The 19,763-nt window shown below is 51.1% G+C and carries 16 protein-coding genes; 4 read left to right on the plus strand and 12 right to left on the minus strand.

Features of this window, described 5'->3' with window-relative positions:
* Nucleotides 1-28 precede the first annotated feature (28 nt).
* Nucleotides 29-1,012, plus strand: a complete 984-nt coding sequence (locus MJB10_RS23420; RefSeq protein WP_314799168.1) for a bile acid:sodium symporter family protein — start codon at nucleotides 29-31, stop codon at nucleotides 1,010-1,012.
* A gap of 48 nt (nucleotides 1,013-1,060) precedes the next feature.
* Here MJB10_RS23420 and MJB10_RS23425 read toward each other — a convergent pair whose 3' ends face one another.
* The 3 genes from MJB10_RS23425 to MJB10_RS23435 are packed head-to-tail and all read right to left on the minus strand — an operon-like array spanning nucleotide 1,061 to nucleotide 2,551.
* Nucleotides 1,061-1,615, minus strand: coding sequence for a GNAT family N-acetyltransferase (locus MJB10_RS23425; RefSeq protein ID WP_314799169.1), 555 nt, complete (start codon nucleotides 1,613-1,615; stop codon nucleotides 1,061-1,063).
* Nucleotides 1,616-1,625: 10 nt separating this feature from the next.
* The gene (locus MJB10_RS23430; protein WP_314799171.1) at nucleotides 1,626-2,051 is read right to left on the minus strand and encodes a GTP pyrophosphokinase; all 426 of its coding nucleotides are present in this window, start codon (nucleotides 2,049-2,051) and stop codon (nucleotides 1,626-1,628) included.
* A gap of 32 nt (nucleotides 2,052-2,083) precedes the next feature.
* Nucleotides 2,084-2,551, minus strand: coding sequence for a GNAT family N-acetyltransferase (locus MJB10_RS23435; RefSeq protein ID WP_314799173.1), 468 nt, complete (start codon nucleotides 2,549-2,551; stop codon nucleotides 2,084-2,086).
* A gap of 143 nt (nucleotides 2,552-2,694) precedes the next feature.
* Between MJB10_RS23435 and MJB10_RS23440 the strand changes: the two genes are divergently transcribed.
* The gene (locus MJB10_RS23440) at nucleotides 2,695-3,387 is read left to right on the plus strand and encodes a hypothetical protein (protein ID WP_314799175.1); all 693 of its coding nucleotides are present in this window, start codon (nucleotides 2,695-2,697) and stop codon (nucleotides 3,385-3,387) included.
* Between the two features lie 68 nt (nucleotides 3,388-3,455).
* Here MJB10_RS23440 and MJB10_RS23445 read toward each other — a convergent pair whose 3' ends face one another.
* The 9 genes from MJB10_RS23445 to MJB10_RS23485 form a co-directional block, all read right to left on the minus strand.
* Nucleotides 3,456-3,977: a YbjN domain-containing protein gene (locus tag MJB10_RS23445; protein ID WP_314799177.1), complete on the minus strand. Its 522-nt coding sequence runs from the start codon at nucleotides 3,975-3,977 to the stop codon at nucleotides 3,456-3,458.
* A 36-nt stretch (nucleotides 3,978-4,013) separates the two neighbouring features.
* Nucleotides 4,014-4,895, minus strand: coding sequence for an eCIS core domain-containing protein (locus tag MJB10_RS23450; protein ID WP_314799179.1), 882 nt, complete (start codon nucleotides 4,893-4,895; stop codon nucleotides 4,014-4,016).
* Nucleotides 4,896-5,024: 129 nt separating this feature from the next.
* Nucleotides 5,025-6,443: a PP2C family protein-serine/threonine phosphatase gene (locus MJB10_RS23455; RefSeq protein ID WP_314799181.1), complete on the minus strand. Its 1,419-nt coding sequence runs from the start codon at nucleotides 6,441-6,443 to the stop codon at nucleotides 5,025-5,027.
* Nucleotides 6,444-6,475: 32 nt separating this feature from the next.
* Nucleotides 6,476-6,811 (minus strand): STAS domain-containing protein, encoded by a 336-nt coding sequence (locus tag MJB10_RS23460; RefSeq protein ID WP_314799183.1) that lies wholly within the window; start codon nucleotides 6,809-6,811, stop codon nucleotides 6,476-6,478.
* Nucleotides 6,808-7,242, minus strand: a complete 435-nt coding sequence (locus MJB10_RS23465) for an ATP-binding protein (RefSeq protein ID WP_314799185.1) — start codon at nucleotides 7,240-7,242, stop codon at nucleotides 6,808-6,810. Before MJB10_RS23465 ends, MJB10_RS23460 begins: the two co-directional genes overlap by 4 nt.
* A gap of 53 nt (nucleotides 7,243-7,295) precedes the next feature.
* Nucleotides 7,296-10,352 carry a HEAT repeat domain-containing protein gene (locus MJB10_RS23470; protein ID WP_314799187.1) on the minus strand — a complete coding sequence of 1,019 codons (3,057 nt, stop codon included), beginning with the start codon at nucleotides 10,350-10,352 and terminating at the stop codon, nucleotides 7,296-7,298.
* A 38-nt stretch (nucleotides 10,353-10,390) separates the two neighbouring features.
* Nucleotides 10,391-10,936, minus strand: a complete 546-nt coding sequence (locus MJB10_RS23475) for a GNAT family N-acetyltransferase (RefSeq protein WP_314799189.1) — start codon at nucleotides 10,934-10,936, stop codon at nucleotides 10,391-10,393.
* Nucleotides 10,914-13,682 (minus strand): adenylate/guanylate cyclase domain-containing protein, encoded by a 2,769-nt coding sequence (locus MJB10_RS23480; protein WP_314799191.1) that lies wholly within the window; start codon nucleotides 13,680-13,682, stop codon nucleotides 10,914-10,916. Before MJB10_RS23480 ends, MJB10_RS23475 begins: the two co-directional genes overlap by 23 nt.
* A 14-nt stretch (nucleotides 13,683-13,696) precedes the next feature.
* Nucleotides 13,697-17,128, minus strand: a complete 3,432-nt coding sequence (locus MJB10_RS23485) for a copper amine oxidase N-terminal domain-containing protein (RefSeq protein ID WP_314799194.1) — start codon at nucleotides 17,126-17,128, stop codon at nucleotides 13,697-13,699.
* Nucleotides 17,129-17,380: 252 nt separating this feature from the next.
* Here MJB10_RS23485 and MJB10_RS23490 point away from each other — a divergent pair, with 252 nt between their 5' ends.
* Together MJB10_RS23490 and MJB10_RS23495 are read left to right on the plus strand one after the other, a co-directional pair.
* Nucleotides 17,381-17,767 carry a DUF4280 domain-containing protein gene (locus MJB10_RS23490; RefSeq protein WP_314799197.1) on the plus strand — a complete coding sequence of 129 codons (387 nt, stop codon included), beginning with the start codon at nucleotides 17,381-17,383 and terminating at the stop codon, nucleotides 17,765-17,767.
* Nucleotides 17,768-17,794: 27 nt separating this feature from the next.
* The gene (locus tag MJB10_RS23495) at nucleotides 17,795-19,492 is read left to right on the plus strand and encodes an MORN repeat-containing protein (protein ID WP_314799199.1); all 1,698 of its coding nucleotides are present in this window, start codon (nucleotides 17,795-17,797) and stop codon (nucleotides 19,490-19,492) included.
* Nucleotides 19,493-19,763: the final 271 nt, after the last annotated feature.

Below are 19,763 nucleotides of genomic sequence, written 5' to 3' on the forward strand. Positions count from 1 at the left end.
TACTAGCCACGAAAGGATGTTCACCTAGATGCTCTCTCTACTGAATCGTCGCCTAGAAAAAATCATGCCGCTCATTACTCCCCTCAGCGTGCTCATCGGCGTGCTGCTTGGGAGCCATTTGTCTGGATTTACGTTTCTATCTCCGTGGCTGTTCGCCTTCATGACGTTTGCAGGAAGCATTTCTTCCAGCTTCAAAGAATTCGTCAAGGTCGTGGTGCAGCCGCTTCCGCTTATAACGACGTTATTAATTCTGCATGTCGGGATGCCGTTCATCGCGCTCGGTCTTGGACATGTGGTATACGGGCATGAACCGTTAACGATTACGGGTCTTATTTTAGCTGCTGCCATACCGACGGGCATTACGAGCTTCGTCTGGGTTGCAATTTATCGGGGCAATAATGTGCTGACACTCTCGATCATCCTGATGGATACGATCCTCTCACCTTTTGTCGTGCCATATACGCTGTCACTCTTGGTTGGCACCAAGGTTCAGCTCGATACGTTTGCTATGATGAAAGGCCTCTTCTTCATGATCGTCGTCCCTTCCCTCATCGGGATGGGGCTGAATCAGTGGACGCGCGGGGCGATTAAGGAACAGTGGAGTGGTCGTTTCGGTCCTTTTTCTAAAATATTCATGGGCATCGTGGTCGCGATTAACTCCTCCGTGATCGCTCCCTATCTGCGGGATTTCAACGCGAAGCTCGTTGGTTTAGCGGGGTTTGTGCTCGTCCTTGCCTCGCTGGGCTACATGCTCGGTTGGCTTGTCGCCAGGCTCCTGCGCTGGGAGCAGGATGTCGTGGTTGCCCTTACTTTTAACAGCGGTATGCGCAATATTAGTGCGGGGGCGGTACTCGCTGTCGCGTATTTCCCGCCACCTGTTGCTATTCCTGTCGTGCTTGGCATGCTGTTTCAGCAGTCTCTTGCATCCCTGTTCGGCTTTCTGCTGAACCGTAAATATGCGTTAAAAGATAAGAAACCGAGACTACAAGTTAATGGGGTTAAACACTCCTAGCGTTAACTTTTACTTCGGATAGAATCTGTATTATGCTAACCCGTACCTTTATTCCTCTTCACCCCGATACCGCCACTCCCGCTTCAGCATGCCATACACAATTAAATCGATGTAATGATCATACAGCCAAGCGGCATCACGAATCTGGCCTTCCTGCGTAAAACCTAGCTTCTCAGGAATCGCTCTGCTTTTGAAATTCTCAACCCCGCAGCGGATTTCCACACGGTTCAGGCCGAGTTCGTTGAATGAGTAGCTAACAAGCTCACGGCAGGCACGCTTCATAATCCCTTGACCCTGAAAGCCTTCCCCAAGCCAATACCCAATGCTGGCATAATGATTAGCCCAATTAATCGGGTGAAAGCCGATGCAGCCTGCGAGCTCACCTTTGAACCAAATGCCCGCATTGAAGCCATTATTAGACGCCTGCTGATTCAGACAATGCTGGATAAATCCACTGGAATGTTCCACGCTCTGGGTGCCATCCACCCAAGGTAACCATTCTCTCAAGTACGCCCGGCAGCTGTCCGTTAATTGATATAATTCTTCGGCATCCCTGGATTGAAGTGGTCTGAGAATCAGATCTGAATCGATGGAAATGATCATGGGGAACCTCCTATTCAGCAAATTTGATTTCGGCTATCGCTTTCTTATACCGATCTACCCGTTCCCAATCTTGACGTGTCGGATGCTCGATTCTTCTAAGATCACAGTTATCCTCCAGATCCAATAACTTCACTGCGGCAGCTAAGGAATTTAATTTTATGCGATGAATAAAAGCCTCATAGGACTCGTCCGTCCTCCGCGTTAGGCAATCCAGCGCTTCAATGATCGATTGGCTAAATCCTGCGCTTTTTAAATCAAATAGGGTGATATCCGAGTCCTCCACCACATCATGCAGCACAGCAACGATGGATTGCTCCATGGTTTGGGCCTTACTTGCTAATCGAATCGGATGTAAAATGTAGGGATGTCCGCCTTTGTCTACCTGACCATCGTGCGCTTTGGCCGCGATTAAAATAGCCTTTGTCAATGAGCTCAATCTCTGCTCCCCCTCTGATTCGGATTTTGTCATTAGAGATCTTTCATCATGAGCCAAACCGCATAAGGTTGATTTTCCTTGGCCAACAGGCGCAAGCCTATCTTTTCATATAATCGAAGCGCTGGTCCATTCGTCGGTGCCACGCGCAACTGGTATGATTTTACCCCATATCGCTCGAAAAAATGTTCGGCATACGCCACGAGTTCCCGCCCAAGCCCCTTCCCTCGATAGGACGGGATGAGGTAAAACAGATTCACATAGCCGATGTCAGTCCCCTCGTAGGAGACAATTTGCAGCTCAATTTGACCAATAGGTTGACCGTTCTCCTCAATCAGCATGAGCCCGTCTGGGAATCGTTTCGCCCGGTTCGCCAAACGCGTCACATACACATCTGCATCCCCGAAGCCCTCCTCGCTCCCAAAGCTCACCACATAGGAATCTTTGCGAAAAGCAATGATTGTTTCCCGATCTTTCACGACATCTATTGCACGAAATTCCATTGTTCGCCTCACCTCGCGTCGTATCTTCAGCTAATTTTAAGCTAACTTTTATGTAGGGTTCAGCTTGTTTTCTCGATTCTTTCATAATTTCATCGTACAATGAGTCTATAGAAGATATCAATATAGGAGTGATACATACACATATGAAAATGAAAAAATTAGCTGGCGTTTGCCTTCTGATCCCGATTTTACTAACCGGATGCGGCAGTAAAGCAGATACCCAAACGGCTGCTGCAGGCACGTCTCAGCCTCAACAAACAGCGAAACCCGCAAATGGACAGGGGCAGAATCGCCCCGCGATGGATCCTGCACAAATGAAGCTTTTCAGTACGTTTCAAACGTTAATGATGTTGGATCGAGCTGATGGCTTAACGATAACCAAAGAGCAAGCTCAAGCGATGCTCCCGATCGCGCAGGATGTCGTCACGAAGAAAGAGTTGAGTGACGAGAACAAAACCAAGCTGCTCGCTACGCTGACAGATGCTCAGAAAACGTTCATCACCGATGCTGAAACGCGGATGAGCAATCGTGGCAACGGTGGTCCAGGAGGAAACGGAAGTGGAGGCCCGAATGGGCAAGGCCGAAACGGCGAGGGCCAAGGCAGAGGAAACGGCGGCGGTGCGGCTGGACAAGGGCAAGGGCAGGGTCAAGGACAGGCTCCTGGAGCTTCTGCTTCGCCTAACGCGAATGCTGGCAACGCCCAGCAAGGCGGAGGAAACCGTCAAAATGGCGGTGGAAATGGCGGCGGAGGTTTCAATGGCAACCGACCAGCAGGCGGTCAGATGGGCAATATTGCGGAAGCATTCGTAGAACTTCTGCAAACGAAGTTGAAATAAGTCGAATTATTTCCTAGGTAATAATGAAATAAAACGGACGCCTCCTAACGTGGGGCGTCCGTTTTATTTTATCCTCGTAAAGCTTGAATAACCTGCTCCGCCTGTAGCTCACCAGCGGCAACCTGCTCGATGTACGGTGCAAACATGTCGCACATATACACGAATAAGGTGATAATTTCCAAAGTCTCATCACTCTCAAACGAGCGTGAAGCCGATAGCGTGTACACATAGCGATAATGAATCTCGCCGTCCTCATTAATGCCGAAGTGGCCGATCGGTAAGCGCGTGTTAATCTCCAAGAGAAGCGAGGATACTTCCGCACGTGCTCCTGTCCCTAAGTGAAACGGCAATGTGCTATAAATTTGCAGCAATTGAATCGCCGTAATATCCTCATCATTCAGCGGTAAAAAGCTAAAGTGCAGGAACCGATCCCGCCCCTTCTGATCCTCTTGAAAAGCCGCCATCAGCACATGAAGCGGAATCGCCTCGGATTTCTCCAATAAATTCGTGGCAAGCTCTGCCTCGTCCAAAATCTCTTTCAATTGCCCTAATTGCGCCAAATGGCGCCCATGCGCAAGCTCTGTTAGCATCTTGATCTACCCACCTATTCTCTTTTGCGACTACGTCTACTTCCCGCCTCGCTGTTGAATCACATGTGTCAATTCATGACCGAGCAATTCCTGCCCCTCACGTGAATCCGGATTGTAACGACCTTCTCTAAAGAACACATCATTGCCCGTTGCGAATGCCTCAGCGCCAATTGAGCGATTAATCTGGGATGACTCCGAATCATTGTGAATGCGAACATTGCTGAAATCCGCATGAAATGCCGACTCCATCTTCGCTTGAATACCCGCATCCATGGAGCTGCCGCTGCCCTGCTTCGCTTTGATCTGTGACTCGACCTCTGCGCCCGCTTCAAATCCGCCTTCCGACGATGCCTTCATCTGCAATTGCTCTTCTTCGATCTCGTCGCCCTCCGAGCGCTGAATCGACTCTGTCGATGGCTTCATTTGCAGCTCTTCTTCCTCGATCTCGCCGCCCTCTGAGCGCTGAATCGACTCCGTCGATGCCTTCATCTGCAGCTCTTCTTCCTCGATCTCGCCGCCTTCTGAGCGCTGAATCGACTCCGTCGATGCCTTCATCTGCAGCTCTTCTTCCTCGATCTCGCCGCCTTCTGAGCGCTGAATCGACTCCGTCGATGCCTTCATCTGCAGCTCTTCTTCCTCGATCTCGCCGCCCTCTGAACGCTGAACATCCGCTTGGGAAGCTGCTGCAATATGATCAGCTGCTGCTCTTCCCATCTGATCCGCTTCTTGTTCGTAGGCGTCACCTGCCGGTCCTACGGTCATTTTGGTCTGGATATTCAACATATTGCCCACAGCGCGATTCCCGATAGCGCGTTGAATATTCATCAACTCTGAAGTTGTCCCTTGTGCGTTCATTTTATTCACTTTATTCGTGTGCAGAGAAGAATCTGGTTGCCGGTTAATATGCGATTTTTGCATGGCATAGCCCTCCTAGCGAACTTTTATTAGCGTAGCTGAACTGATTGCACTCCTCAATGACCGTCCCTAAGTGCGTGATGTATGTCGTCTATATGTTAACTATATCACAACGATTTGTTGGATAAGCGATTATTTCAACCGATTTCGATCAATAAGGAGGACGGCAATATCATCAGACTGCACGGCACCATTCGCGAATCCGTCCACATCCTTTACCATATGCGCTAGCAACTGTTCCGCATCACTGGTTTGCTCCCTATTCAGCACTTGCTTGAGCCGCTCAAAGCCATACTGCTCTAGCTGTTGATCCTCGGCCTCCGTGATTCCATCCGTATACAGAATGAGCCTGTCGCCAATTCCCAGCATAGCCTCATTATTCAAATAATATGTATCATCCATGACGCCAAGGGGAAGTCCCTTCTTCCCTTTCAACAGCTCTACGCTGCCATCATTTCGTACGACATACGGCGGGCAATGACCGCCATCACTATACTGAAGCTGCCCAGATGCGACATCCAACACCCCGCAGAATATGGTCGCAAACATCGTGGAATCATCTTTGTACAGCTCTTGATTAACAGCAGTTAGCAGCTCACCTGGCGTCATCACAGCCGTCATTTTCCCTTTGAGCAGCGTCATGGTCACAGCCATAAAGAGCGCCGCTGGAATCCCTTTATCCGACACATCACCAAGTACGAAGAACAAGCGATTGGCATCGATGCAAAAATAATCATAGAAATCGCCACCGACCTCACGCGCTGGGCGAATGATCGCATGCGCATCCGCTTGTGCTGGCTCCAAACCTTCCTTCGCTTCCACGCTGTCTGCGCTACGGAGGCATAAGCTCTTCCTCGGCAGGAAGCCCATCTGAATGTCCGTCGCGATGCGCAGCTCGCTTTCCATGCGCTCTTTGGCTGCCGTCGTGATTTTCAAGGCGTGAATCGACTTCTCCAAAGCGTCGTAGAGCATCGCATTTTCCAGAGCGGCCGCCGTCGGAGACGCGATCGACTCCAACAGCTGCAAATCGCGGTCTGTAAACGGCGCATCGCCGCGTTTATTCAACACTTGCAGCACGCCGATGATTTTCCCTTTGCTGACCAAAGGGACACAGAGCATGTTGCGCGTCGGATACTCCACGCGCTTTGCTACTTTGGACGACCAGCGCTCATCCTGCGCAGCGTCGTCGATCTTCACCGACTTCCCTGTCTGCGCGACCCAGCCTGCGATACCTTCGCCGATTCGGAGGCGGATTTCTCGCACCTCATCCCCTTTTTCGCCCAGTGCAAGATCGAAGAAAAGCTCTCCCTTGTCCTCGTCGACCAAGATGACGGACGAAGCCTCCGCGTTCATAATGCGGGAGGAGGTTTCCATGATTTTGATCAGCAAATCCTGCTTCTTAATCGTCGAATTCACTTCCAAGCTCACATCAAAAAGCTGCATCGTGCGCTGTAGCTCAAGCTCTGCATCTAGGCGCTTTCGTTGACTTCGCTGCCACTGGATGACAGCCATAAGACACACAACAACGAGCACACCTACGAGCACATTCATCCAGATCAGCTCCTTCCTCGTATCAATAAATCTTATTTAATCGCTTGGACCGCTTCCTCTTCCGTCTCATACAGCTTGAAAATAGCGCTGAAACCCGACATATCGAAAACTTCCTTCACATGCTCATTCATGCGTGCTAGCGCGAGCTTGCCTTGAATCACCTTGACCATTTTGGCTGCGGATAACAAGCTTCTAAGCCCTGCGCTGCTCACATAATCCAGACCTTGGAGATTGAAGACAAACTTGCCGTGCCCCTGCTCTACGAGCTTGGCAAACGCAGACTCCAAACCAGCGGATGAATTCCCATCCAATCGGCCTTCCAAGCTTAGCAGCACAATACCATCTTGCAATTGCTCGGTAATCGTCATGATACTTCCTCCTCCGTACGGTTCTTTCTCATCATAAGAATATTCTCCTCGTTGAAACGCTCATAGTGAAGCTCATCCATCACTTGCTTGACGAGATGTATGCCAAGACCGCCGATCCCGCGTTCCTCGATAGACAAATCCGTCTGAGGCGTAGCGCGCAGCAACGGGTTAAACGGCTTGCCGCGATCTGTTAATCGCAGCTCCCAGCCTCCAGAAACAAGACCAATATCAAGATGAATCGCATGCAATCCTACTTCTTCCTGCGGGTAGCCATAGAGAATGATGTTCGTGACGAGTTCGTCGCAGACCAGATTAATCTGAAACAAGGCTTTTTCCGTGAGACCTAGCGATGGAGCCAGTCCGTGGAAGAAAGCATGCAGCCGTTCCAGCTCTTGCAAATCGTTGCGCAATATGATCGAATCCGATTCCACGGGGATCACTCCTCAAAGTTTTCTTCAGAAAACTAGCTTCGTACGCATCAGCTCTATGACATTTTCAGCAGCATATTCTCAAGCAATCGTACACGGGCACTGGAAGCGTGCAGCATGCCGATCCCGATCTCTGGATACAATCTCACCAATCGCGATAAGCTCTCACCTTGCAGCGTCAGCACGCGAACTTCATCGAAAATCACTTGCGCTGTAATGGCGGATGGGGATCCCGTTAAGGCTGTCGTTTCCCCAACAGCTTGCTTCGCCCCTAGCACTCCGATCGTTGCTGTCTCGCCTACGCCTGTTTCATTACTTAGCTCGACATGGCCTTCGATGATCAGATACATCGCAGAGTTGGCTTCGCCCCGACGTAACAGGTACGTCAAATCCTCATGAACTTCTTCGGTCGCGATGCCAGCAATCAAGCCTAATTCATCCACCGATAAATCGGCGAATAAGCTCACTTGTTTTAAAAAGATAACTTTATCTAACATCGTTAAAAATTTACGATCTTCTTTCATATCCCCACGCTCCAATGCGCTTAGTGCGTAAATGGCGATCTCCTTCAACCAGCTATCGGCCCATGTTGCAGCCTCTTGAAGCAGTTCAAGCGGCCCTTGTTGGTCGGTTAACCCGTCCGCGTCTTTTTGCTTTAATTGATCGAGCAAGGCATACGCCAATCGGCGGTCGCCCAACCCTTCCGCCAGTACTTCTAAGCCGTTCTCGCGTATCTCTTCATTCTCATCTTGGATGACTTCCCGCAATGTCATGACGATGCGCTCGTCCACAAGCTTCGCCATAATGGACCAAGCCCCGTCAATGAGCGCGCGATGCAGCTCTTTGCAGCGCTCCCTCGCCAGCTCCGCAAGTCCCGACTGCCCGAGCTTCTCTAGCGCAGCTGGAAGTGCACGCTCTTGCGTCGATGCTTGCAGCCGCTGTATGCACAGCTCTACCAGCATGGCGCGCAGCTGGCTGTCCTCCAGCAGCTCCGCCAACGTGCTGACGACCGCATTCCAGATGAAGGGATTGGGCACCTCGCGATGCTCCATCAACGTCGGCAGCGCCGTTTGCCCCATATCAACCAAGGCTTGAAGAATCGCCTTCCGGAGCTCTTGGTCGGCCATCGGCACCATGCAAAGCATCATTGGGATGGCCGCAACATGACGCAGCTTGCCTAAACAATGCGCAGCAGCGACCTTCACCGCTGGCCGCTGCTCATCGAGCAGCGAAACGACCCAATCCGCATACGAGCTGAGCTTCAGATCAGCGACCGTATGGCAGCCATACACGGCCCATTCGCCGCCGGTATCCAGCATTTTAATAATCGCCTCATCACAGGCAGGGTAGCTCTCTTCGCTTTCCAACGCATACAAGGCTTTGACCCCCTCGTGCACAACCTTAGGGTGATTGTCGAGCAGCTTGACGCGAATGAAGAAGTGCGACTGGCTTTTCAGATGAGACGCTTTGGATATCAGCTTCACGCATTCCGCACGGACCTCAGGGTCCTCATCTTCCAAGAAAGACGCGACCTGCACAAGTTCCTGAATACCTGCCCCCTGTAGATTCATCGCCCGGAGGACCGCAATTCGAATGCGCGAGCTTTCTTCGCCAATCATGGAGATCAAATGCGGCAGGAAGGCCGAATCCTTGGCTTTACCGATAATCTCCAGCGCCAGCTCCCGCACATAATCGTTCGGATGCTTCAAGTACCCCAGCATGGCCGACAGCGCTTTCGAGCTGCGAATGCCCCCAATAAAGGAGCCCGCGATCTCGGACAAATCGCCATGCAGCGATTGCACGCTTTTGACCAGTTCACGAATGTACAGATGCCGTCCGAACCATGCCACAACAACGAGTATGCCTGCGACGATGACGCCCACCCATGCAAGCGGTGACAATTGAAGGAGACCGAAAGAATGCAGCATGGAAAGTAACGAACCGATTAGAATACCGCCGGAAGCGGCTACACCTTGCGCGAAATAGCGGTAGCCGTCTCGTTTGGAAATCGGCATCATTTTGAAGAAAAGCTGGTAACACGGTTCCGCAATGTAATACAGCAAGATATAAAAAATCGCATACGAGCCCGAAACCATTCCCAAGCCCAGCGATTGATTCATAAATAACGCGGTCAGACCGAACCCGCCGAAGAAAAGAATCGTGATGCCTAACAGCATGTTGCTGGCCCCTAACCAATTCATGAGTCGGGTCGATACGGTTTGTAATAGCAAACAGACAGTAAATTGTATGGCCGTAATTAATCCATAGAACGACGTTAATTCCCCTTCCTGCGGGAACCGCATCTCTGCCGCCGTGAAATATTGATACTCCATCATGAAGTACACAGCAGGCATGAGTGTCATGAGTGCGACGGCACATAAGAGAAACGGATTACGAAACATTTGCTTCACATAGTAACCAGCTGTCTCTTCCTTTTCCTCCCCGCCCACTGTCGCAGCTTGCATGCTTAAACGCTTATCTTCCTTCAAAGTTAACGGCACTAAGTAGCGAAGAATTGCTCTGCGGAAGAATACAAAGCCGAACACCATCCCCACGGGCGCTAACGCATACACAGCTTCGGTCCCCAGCAGCTTACCCAGTTGATGTGCGAGCAACCCTGCGGTAATACCGCCTGTCGTTGTGGAAGCGATGAACATCGGCATGAGCCGTTTCGCTTGCTGGGTGGGACACAAGTCGAAAGCCGTACTCCACAGGAGTAACGTTAGCTGTCTCACGACGAAATTCGAAGTCAGGAACAGAATCGGATAATAGTAACGATAATCGATGCCGCCAAGCTTGAAACCGAGCAGCACAGCCCCGTTTAGGAAGAGCAGCCCCATCATCATGATAAAAAGCGTCGTCATCATCTTCGCCTTCGGCAGACGATTGGCGAGCTTCGCGAGCAGCCAGCCTTCCAGCGGCATGATCGCTGCTTCCACCATATAGATATAAGGCAAATATTGCACGCCAAAGCGCTGATTGAACAGCGCCATGAACGCTGTGTAATTCAAAGATTCTGCAATTCCGCCAAAGTAAAAGATCGGCAGCATCATCCATAGCTTACGACTGTCTTCTGCGCGCAGCCCTATCCACCTTTTAAAGGTTCCTTGCATCTCATCAGGTCCAATCTATGAGTTCATTTGTGATGAAACTAAAGACTTATATTTTTGTAAAAAGCAAGCCTTGCTTCACCTTCGTAATAATAATTCGGGTATGTACCGATCAGTTCAAAACCGTTCGCTCGGAACATCCGCTGAATTGGCTGATATTCGGGCAAATCACACGTATACGTTAAAATGTAACGCCCCTGCGCCTGACGGGCAAACGTCTCCAGCTCATGAAATAAGATCTTGGCAAAGCCATGTCGCCGATATTCGCGGTGAACAGCTAAGTAATCCCATAGAAATCCGCCGGACTGATGCTCATTCTCCTTGCAGCTAGTTACCGCGACAATATCGCCCGCCTCGTTCTCGATATACCAATGGCGATGATTGCGCTGCGATAAGCTGAGCATAGGCGCATTGCGGAAGTGATCCAACTCCCCTGGCGTATGACGCTGATCATCGAAGGACACTGGCGACAAATAAAAATCGGTGATCCGTAACGCGTCCTTTTCGGTTGTCAATTCATGGACCTTCAACTGATTTGCCTGCATGTCACGTTCGCCTCTCCCGTTAAGAAACTGATAAAGTGCCATTCCATTCCCCTGTTGTGCCTTGCCCAAAATATTCATCGCACATATAGAAATACAATTGTGCTGCTTTATCTTGACGATTCTGCTTAATGACCATCAGGAACGCTTCACGAGCATCGTAGAAACGCCCAACCTGATAGAACGTTACCGCTTGTTCGAATAGCGCTTTGGTCTTTTCTTTCAAGACACGAATCGTCTCTGGATCTCCTTGATACACATCGAACAAATGCAGAGGCTCCTTCACGCCATCTATTTGAATCAACCCAAGATCCCTATAGAGGAAATCGGCAGGACGTTCGAGCGACTGCACAACCGCATCTGTAATCAAAATAGATGCCCCTAACGGTTCTGTCATTTTTTCCAGCATCGTCGCTAAGTTCACACCATCCGAAATCACGGTACCTTCCAAACGTTGCTCCTCGCCAATGATGCCTAAACGCATAGGCCCTTTATGCAAGCCAATTCCGAAGTCCACCGGTTTATAACCAACATTCGCGCGGTGTCCGTTATAAATCTCCAGCTCCCTGCGCATCTCGACACACGCCATCAGCGCTTCGTCGGTTTGATTCGGAAATAGTGCCATGAAACCAGCACCTAGGTACTTATTCATTAATCCTTCATGCTTGCGGACATACGGTCCAAATCGTTTCAAGAATGAATTCACGAAGTTAAAATTTTCTTCCGGCGTAAGCCCCTTCGACATTTGGAAAAATGCCCGAATATTGAAAATGAGAATAGACATCCGCTGTTCCACTTGATCGCCAAGTTCGACATCCAGAATGGTTTCCTTGTTCAAGAAGCGCAGGAACTGCTGCGGAACGAATCGATAGTAGGATTGACTGAAGTTCTCTACCTTGGTGATGTACTCTCGGATCCGTGAGGCCATTAGATTAACACTATCGCCGAGGTCCGAAACCTCGTCCCTCGTATGAATGGTCACAACCGTATCCCAGTTGCCCTTAGCAATCTCACCCACGCTGTTGCGAAGTTTACGAATCGACGATAGAAGGACGTACGTCATCACGACAAGGACAAGCAGTAATCCGACTGAGATGTAGGCAATGTTCCGAATAATGGAATGCAAGACCGCTTGGCGATGCTTCAATAGTCCGTCTAGATTTTTACTCGTCTCGAAGACACCGACAATTTTGCCCCCTGAATTATAAATCGGAGCAATCGCATACCGCCACTCACCCGAGAAATCCTCCCACTGTCCCGTGGCCGTCTTGCCTTCTAGCACAACCTGCTGATTCTCGGGCGTTTGCTGGAACGGATTAAACATATGCATGCCATCATCATCTTCCAAAATACGGTAGATGACGCCGTCCTCATATTTATACACCGCTTTATAGAAGCCCTGATTATCATCGCGCACATTGTTCTCAAAAACAGCCTGAATTCGCTTGCGGAACGATTGATACGCGCTGCCTCTATAGTCGAGCGGCGAGCTCATCGCTTCCAATTTATCGCCATCGACGAGATTTTGACCGTTTTTGGCTAGTAAAATCAGCTCACTGAACGTCTCTTCTTCCATTTTCTGCGAGAAGCTGTTGTAAATCACGGTAGACAAAAGAATCATCGACAAGGCAATGACAGGGATTAGGATGAAAATTTGCTTCACCATCAGAGGCAATCGCCGCTTGAGCAGGTCGAAGTAAATCAATTTAAATGCAAGAAGTACGAGCAGCAAGCTGGCAACCGCAATGAACCAAACGAATAGGGTACCCTTACGTTCTGCTGAACTAAATTTGGCTTCCACCAGGGGTTCTGTAATCGTACCGTCAGGAAGACGGCGATTAATCTGGGCGGACTCGACGATAATCAAGCTGCCATCCGATCCAACACTGCTCGTTGTTGTATCAAAGGCAAGCTCGACATGGTTGGCTTTCGCCTTCTCATCATCCACAAGTGCCTCTAGTACGTAAGGCTGCTTCGGATCCAGTCTAGCAATCATGCGAGCGTTGAAATCAATAAAAATCAAGCGTCCCTGCTCATCCAAATGCATGCTTTCAGGGAAATTGCGGCGCGTACGATCGATGCCAGGCAACGGATACACTTGCTCTGATCGCCCATCGGCCATAGCGTGATAAATCTCTCCGCTTCGCGTGGAATAGTAAATCGCGCCTAGCTTGTAACCATCTGCTTCCGCAACATATTTGTTGCTAGGAAGCATGATGGTGTTCGTCAGGGTCGGCTCCTGCGTAGAGCCCTCACCCGCAGGTGTTTGGTATAGGGATAGCTTACTCACTTCATCATTGAAAAAGTAAACCATGCCCTCATGAATTTGAATATTACGTAAGGAGCCAATGCGATATCGCTTGGACTGAGAATCGCTGTATTCTTGTGTGAAGAGGCTGCGATCGAACTTGCCATCTGGCTTGTAGCGAACAATTTGTTCCGACTTCACGACAATGCCGTATGGGTCGAGCAGCGTACGGATCGTGTATAAATAACCCTGCGTATCCACGGCCATATCATTAAAGCGATACACTTCCCCATTCTTGCCAGTATCGCTCGTGATCGAGAACTGTAGAACCCCCTCTGGGTTCAGCTTATGGATCGTTTTCTTGGCATTATCGATTACGAATAGGTTGTTCTGTGCATCCGAGATCGCCTTCGATAATCCATCGAAAGGCATGCTTTTCTTCCAAGGCCACAGCTCGATGCGCTCCTGATTTTCACCAAGGTAAGTCCCCGCAACGCCTAGTAGCAGCAGGACGAGCAGCAATGCCGCAATCGATTTCTTCATCGCTTGAATTCTCCTCATTTATCAATTTGAATCATTTGCAAAGCAGCGTTCCATTCGACGCCGAAGCCCAAAGATTCGGAAATGAATCTTAACGGCACATACGTCCTGCCTTCTAATAGAAGTGAGGGTCCATCGATCGGTGTAGGCAGGCCGTCCACATAAGCGGTAGTTTGGTTGATCGTGCTTGTAATCGTTGTATATTCCGTACTCACTGTGACCGTGAGACTCTCTTGATCCCAATCTACCGCCGCTCCGAAAGACTCAGAAACGGATCGAATCGGTAGATAGGCTCCTCCATTTATTATAACAGGCGGCGCGTCAAATTTAATAGACATGGTAGAAGAAAGCACGTTTTCTGCCGAAAGAGGTTGAATCGTTACTGGGACTTCGGTCCCGCTGCTAGCCGTGCTAGATTCAGAGGCAGCGTTGGAGCCGCTTGAGTTTGTCGAAGGTCCTGGAATTGAGGTCACATTCGCAAGTGATTCCGCGATGCTCGCCAGTGCTTGCAGCTCCTCTGGCGCGTACTTGGCCTTCTCCTGCTGCTGAAGTTCACTCAGCAGATTCGTCACTTGCTGTTCAAGCTGCGCCCCAACGACCGAATCTGGCGGCAGCTCCGCCAGCAGCAGTTGGGCGGCTTCCAGCTTCGCGAACAGCGCGTCCTTCGCCATCGCCAGCTTCGCGGCGGCGACGGCCTCGAGCGAGCGGGTCAGCGTCGCCACCCGCTCCGTGTCCTTCTGCGCCTGCGCTGCGCTCAGCGCAGCCTGGAGCTTCTGCTTCGCTGCGTTCAGCGAAGCCTGCCCTTCGGATGCGCCCGTTTGCGCATCCGCGAGCTGCGCCTGCGTCGCGAGAAGCTGCTGCAGCGCGGCTGCAGCGGCTTCCGGCTCGCCGGCGGCGAGGGCTTGCTCCAGCTTCGCTTGCTGGAGCTCGGCTTGTTCGGCCAGCTGGTCCTCGCTGGCCATGTTCGTGGCGGCGGGATTCCCGTCGCCGCCTTCACCCGTGCCATCGCCGGGCTCAGCTGGCGATGCCTCTTCGGCGAGCGCGGCGATCAGCGCGTCGGGGTTGTTCACCAGCGCCATCTGCTTGAGCGCTGCTTGGCTGTCTCCCTTGAGCAGCGCTTCCAGCATGCCAAGCTGGGCCTGTGCATCCTTGATTTGAACCGCAAGGTCGGCAATGTCATTCAGCTTCATAGCGGCAACGGCCGCTTCTTTGTCCGCTTCAAGTTTTGTGATATCTGTCTTGAGCGTGTCGATTTTCTTCTGCAATTGAGCAGGCGTTTCTGTTGAAGCAATCTTACCAGGCTCCATGATCGCCACGGTAACTTTGAGTGCGGCTGCCTGTTCTTTGGAGAGCTTCGCCGAACTTGCAGGATCCGTTAGTGCACTAGGATCCATCGCATTATCCAAACCGATCCAAGATGCGTCTGGTGCATCGGATTTGAACAGCATCCCTTGACCCGATTCCGCTATCGTTGCCGAAGCCGCATTGAAAGCCTCTGGTGTTAGCGCATCTAAGTTGATTTGATAGGAACCGATTAAGACCGTTCCCATGCCTTCTTCCTTATCGGAAGTAGATTCCGCTTCTGCTTCTAAGTCGGCTACATTTAAGGCTCCGTCGGAGCTGCCCTCTTCTGTGGAACTGCCGTCCTCCGTGGAGCTACTGTCCTGGGAGCCGCCATCAACTGAACCATCGGCAGAGCCTTCTTTACTTGTGGCACTTTCAGCATTTCCAGCTCCGCTGCCACCTGGATCTCCTACACTTCCCGCGCCCCCTGCGTCACCAGTAGCCCCGCCTGCCGCTCCGCTCGCATTCGAGCTGCTCGCACTTGGGTCGACAAGCTGCCCCGTACTGCCTTTGCCGTCTAAAGGGAGAACGCCAATCACTTTGCCCCTCTTATATAACACGACCTTCAATTGGTCGATTTGGCTAAATTTCAGCGATAAGTTCCGAATCGATTTATTGATTTTAGTACGTTTGCCGATTCGTTTACCGTCCTTCGTATAAACCGCGTAATCGGTTGCCCCTAGCTTCTTGCTCACCCGCACGCTAAAGTCAGACAGCAATTGACCAACCGCGGGCTTTAACTTCCAAGTGCCCAGCGGCGCTTTCGGCTTCTGCGGCTTAACGGGCGACAACCCGTCATCCAGATCACGGTAAGGCAAAATCCCGGAACGCAGCGTCCGATTCACCGCTCCCCCCGTGGCTTGATCAAGCTTGCCAATGGCTAGCTTGTAGCCAATCTGTGCCGCTGTGATCCCCGCATCCGCTTGATCCACCGCATCCTTATAGGCTTGGAGCTCATCCGCTTTCATCAAGCTCAGCTTCAGCTTCTGATTCGCCTTGGCGAGATTTGCAACGGCATTATCCTTATCCCGCAGCGCCTGTGCATACCCTTCTTCCGCGCCCTTTGCTTCCAAAAAGGACTGTCGCACATCCGCAATCACGGTAGTACGGCTTTCTTTTTCCTGCAGCGCAGCCTTGTTCTGCTCCATTGTCGCCAGCGGCAGCACGTTCGTCAGATCATCCAAGTAGCGCAAACCATCAAACTCACCTTGCAGCAAGGATTTCGGAATCGGAATAAACCCGAAGAGCATGAACACTCCCTGCCAATCCTCTTTCACGTGCTGCAACGTTTCTTCATAGCTGGATTGAAAAAGCTCCATATCAATATCCGCATCTTTATATAGCCCATCCATCACTTTCATGCGGGCTGGACCGAATTTGCTGCTTAGCAAATTGCGGGTAGTATTCAATTTTTCATCCGCCAGACGGCGGGTTTCCGTATCTCTTAATAGTGAAATCGTCGTCTTCTGCCCCATTGCTAGATAGGTAGGAAGCATGCGTTGATTGAGATTCGCATAATCAGGCTGGAAGGAAAGCTGGACTTTATTTTCCATATCTAAGGATAAAAGCTTACCCAACGCTAATCGGCTGGATTTCGCCGTTAATTGCGCTTGTTTATACAAGGAGGCCGTTTTCTCGAGCGCCTTGTCTGCCTTTTCTTGTTCCGCGCTATCCGCGAGACCGTATTTCCGTTTCTTTTTCACCGTATCGAGGGCCGTCTTGGCTTCCTCATTCTTCTGGCGAGACCGCTCCTCCGCTACCGCGTCTTGATACGCCGTTAAATAAGCTTTCTCAATCACGTATCGCTCGGAAGTCGCCATCTGTCTTAACGTTTCTTGGGCGAGATACAGCTGCGAACGCGCATCCGGCACCTTCAGGCGGGTGTTAATATCCTGACTAATATTGTGGGGCTTGGCAAAAGGACCCGACGCCTTCGCTTCCTCATTATTGACGGTATGCTGCGCTTGTCCGAGCTCGATGCGTTTCTTCAGCAGATTCGTTCTAGCATCTCTCAGTTGTGTACTTTTCTTTAAGCCCAGACTCACGGCTTCTTTCATCGTCAAAGCCTTGACTGTCGCGGCTTCCGCCGAATATCCCAGCGTCATGAATGTGGATGTCGCAACGACAAGCGCTAAGCTGGCTTTCCCTATTTTGAACCCGATCAGGATGATCCCCTCCGCTCACAAACCTCTCCCTCCATAGTACAATATCTCTCCCACTCTCGCATCCATTCTTTGGAGAAAATTAGCAAAAGACATCGAATAAAGGATAGGATTGAAGCAATTAACCTTTTCTAGTAGTATAAAAGTGATAGAATGGTCGAAGTATGCCGAAATCGGGAAAGGAGCGCTTCCACAATGGGAAATCTCGTATGCGGCGGCGCAATGCTGCAGTGCACCTTCGGTGCTGCGCCTGGCTCGTTGATGGTGCTTCCTGCGAATATGGTCATGACCGCCATGCCGATCGCGAATATTATGGACAATAAGCCAATGGTGAATATTTTACCGTTCGGGATGTGCAATTCGATGGCCAATCCGATGGTAGCTGCGGCTACGGCTGCGGCGTTTGGCGTGTTGACACCGATGCCCTGTATCCCTGTTACGGCTGCCCCTTGGGCACCAGGTTCTCCTACTGTACTTGTTGCGAATATGCCCGCATTAAATAATAGCTCCAAATGCATGTGCAATTGGGGCGGCGTTATCTCCGTTCAGCAGCCTGGTCAAATGACGATTCAGGTGCCGTAACAAATGATCACTAATTACGATTAGGGAGTGAATGCATTGGAGCTCCAGCCGGTTAAAGCCATTGAGAAATTTTTGAAGCCTGTCGTGGCTCCTTTTATAGGACAAGTCATGAAGGCCATCGCTACTGCGGGCAAATTGCCAAAGTTAGCGATTACCAAACTGCAGCAGCTTCTGCGCACCTTCCTCCAAACACGCGAGTCTTCCCTGAAGAATTACGTGTTGATCGGCTCCTACTACATCTCCAAGAGGCTGCTTGTTTTCATCCTTTTACTCATCTTAGTGCTCGTCTTCTTCATCTTCATCCGTCCACCCAAGATCGTCAACAAATGGTTCAACCGTGTGCCTGTCCTGCAGGAAAATTCTACGAAACTGACTACCTTTTCTGGCAGCGGCAAAGTCGTCGCCGATCCCAAGGCCAAGAAAGATGCTCGCTATGTCGGCGATCTGGTTGATGGCTTGTACGCGGGCAAAGGTAAGCTTTACTACGATAACGGAATTCTTGCGTATGAGGGCGACTTTGAAAAAGGCCAGAAGTCAGGCAACGGCTCTCTCTATGACGAGCAAGGGAATCTCTTGTATAAAGGAGCCTTCACTGCGGATGCGTATAATGGCGCAGGGACGCTCTACAATGAGAAAAAGAAAATCGTTTACATCGGCGAGTTTCAAAATGGGCTCTTCGGCGGCGCAGGCAAATTGTTTGCACCGAACGGCGATTTGCTTTATGAAGGAGCTTTCAATGGCGGCATGTATAACGGGGCTGGGAAGCTTTTCTTCTCCGGCGGCATCACACAATATGAGGGCGAGTTCTCCGCTAGTCTATATAACGGCGCTGGGAAGCTGTATGATGCCAAAGGGCTGCTGCTGTACGAAGGCGGCTTCAAGAATGGCAGCTTTTCGGGCGAGGGCACCGCGTTTTATGCAAGCGGCATGATGAAATACAAAGGGCAGTTCCTTGTCGGCTTGTATAACGGCGAGGGTACCTCCTTTGATGAGCAAGGCGTGCCGCGCCTCAAGGGCTCGTTCCAGAACGGCGCCCTGACTGGCGCCGGCGAAGCGTATGACGAGTTGGGCAAACTCGTCTACAAAGGCGATTTTAAGGCCGGCGTTTATGAAGGCCTTGGCACGATGTTTGACGCAGACGGCGCGCCGCTGCTGCGGAGTTTCTGGGCAGGCGGGCAGGTCAGCCTGCAGGGGTTTATCGGTTTGTCCAGCAAGAAAGTCGAAGACTTGCTGGGCAAACCGGCGGAAGTGACGCTGCAGGATGACAGCGTCATGCTCGCGGGCCAGGAGGCGGCGGTGGACGCCTCCGGCAGAGCCGCTCCAGCCGCTGACGCTGGCGCTGCTGGCGGTGCGGGAACGGCTGCTGGCGGAGCAGCCGCAGGTGCTGGTGCAGCAGCGCCGGTCGGCGTGAAGCTGCTGCTGAGCTACCCAGCCTACCAGCTGTCGCTGCTGGTGGAGCCGTCGAAGACCAACCCGAAGGAAGCGGTGGTCACGTCCCTTAGCATTTGGGGCTCGAAGCCTTTGGCGCTGCTGCAGCCAGGCATCGAGACGTTCAAAAAGCGCAGCGAGCCGAACGAGGCTGGCTACAGCGTCTTGGAACTGGAAGTAGGCGCCGGTGCTGGCGCCTACACGAACAGCTACTATAAGGGTGATTTCCTCTTCACCTTCACCCATTTCAATAACGTGAAAGAAGCTCACCTATTGCAGGTGAGCTCGACGAAATAGAGGGGCCGCGGCCCCTCTATTTATTTTCTTACTAGATGGGCGCGTCAGAGGGAACCTAGATGCGCTATTTCCCCGAAATCAGGCGTCATGTAGCCCCAAGCGGAACGTGGATACGTTATTTGCCCGATTTTCACGATTTTCGGCTATTTTCAGGGAAATAAGGCACTGACGTTCCGCCTGATATCTATTTTATCTATTTTAGCCAGATTAGCGTATCTACGTTCCGTTCAACGTCAGTTCCGCACCTTCCGCGTACATTTCCCCCACTCGC

Origin of the sequence: Paenibacillus sp. MBLB1832 (genome assembly GCF_032271945.1) — a bacterium.
Lineage (GTDB): Bacteria > Bacillota > Bacilli > Paenibacillales > NBRC-103111 > Paenibacillus_E > Paenibacillus_E roseopurpureus.

What these genes read in the sequence shown, in the direction of transcription:
- MJB10_RS23420 (WP_314799168.1), top strand. Translation starts at nt 29, where the DNA reads ATGCTCTCTCTACTGAATCGTCGCCTAGAAAAAATCATGCCGCTCATT.
- MJB10_RS23425 (WP_314799169.1), bottom strand. Translation starts at nt 1,615, where the DNA reads ATGATCATTTCCATCGATTCAGATCTGATTCTCAGACCACTTCAATCC.
- MJB10_RS23435 (WP_314799173.1), bottom strand. Translation starts at nt 2,551, where the DNA reads ATGGAATTTCGTGCAATAGATGTCGTGAAAGATCGGGAAACAATCATT.
- MJB10_RS23440 (WP_314799175.1), top strand. Translation starts at nt 2,695, where the DNA reads ATGAAAATGAAAAAATTAGCTGGCGTTTGCCTTCTGATCCCGATTTTA.
- MJB10_RS23445 (WP_314799177.1), bottom strand. Translation starts at nt 3,977, where the DNA reads ATGCTAACAGAGCTTGCGCATGGGCGCCATTTGGCGCAATTAGGGCAA.
- MJB10_RS23450 (WP_314799179.1), bottom strand. Translation starts at nt 4,895, where the DNA reads ATGCAAAAATCGCATATTAACCGGCAACCAGATTCTTCTCTGCACACG.
- MJB10_RS23455 (WP_314799181.1), bottom strand. Translation starts at nt 6,443, where the DNA reads ATGAATGTGCTCGTAGGTGTGCTCGTTGTTGTGTGTCTTATGGCTGTC.
- MJB10_RS23460 (WP_314799183.1), bottom strand. Translation starts at nt 6,811, where the DNA reads ATGACGATTACCGAGCAATTGCAAGATGGTATTGTGCTGCTAAGCTTG.
- MJB10_RS23470 (WP_314799187.1), bottom strand. Translation starts at nt 10,352, where the DNA reads ATGCAAGGAACCTTTAAAAGGTGGATAGGGCTGCGCGCAGAAGACAGT.
- MJB10_RS23475 (WP_314799189.1), bottom strand. Translation starts at nt 10,936, where the DNA reads ATGGCACTTTATCAGTTTCTTAACGGGAGAGGCGAACGTGACATGCAG.
- MJB10_RS23480 (WP_314799191.1), bottom strand. Translation starts at nt 13,682, where the DNA reads ATGAAGAAATCGATTGCGGCATTGCTGCTCGTCCTGCTGCTACTAGGC.
- MJB10_RS23485 (WP_314799194.1), bottom strand. Translation starts at nt 17,128, where the DNA reads ATGACGCTGGGATATTCGGCGGAAGCCGCGACAGTCAAGGCTTTGACG.
- MJB10_RS23490 (WP_314799197.1), top strand. Translation starts at nt 17,381, where the DNA reads ATGGGAAATCTCGTATGCGGCGGCGCAATGCTGCAGTGCACCTTCGGT.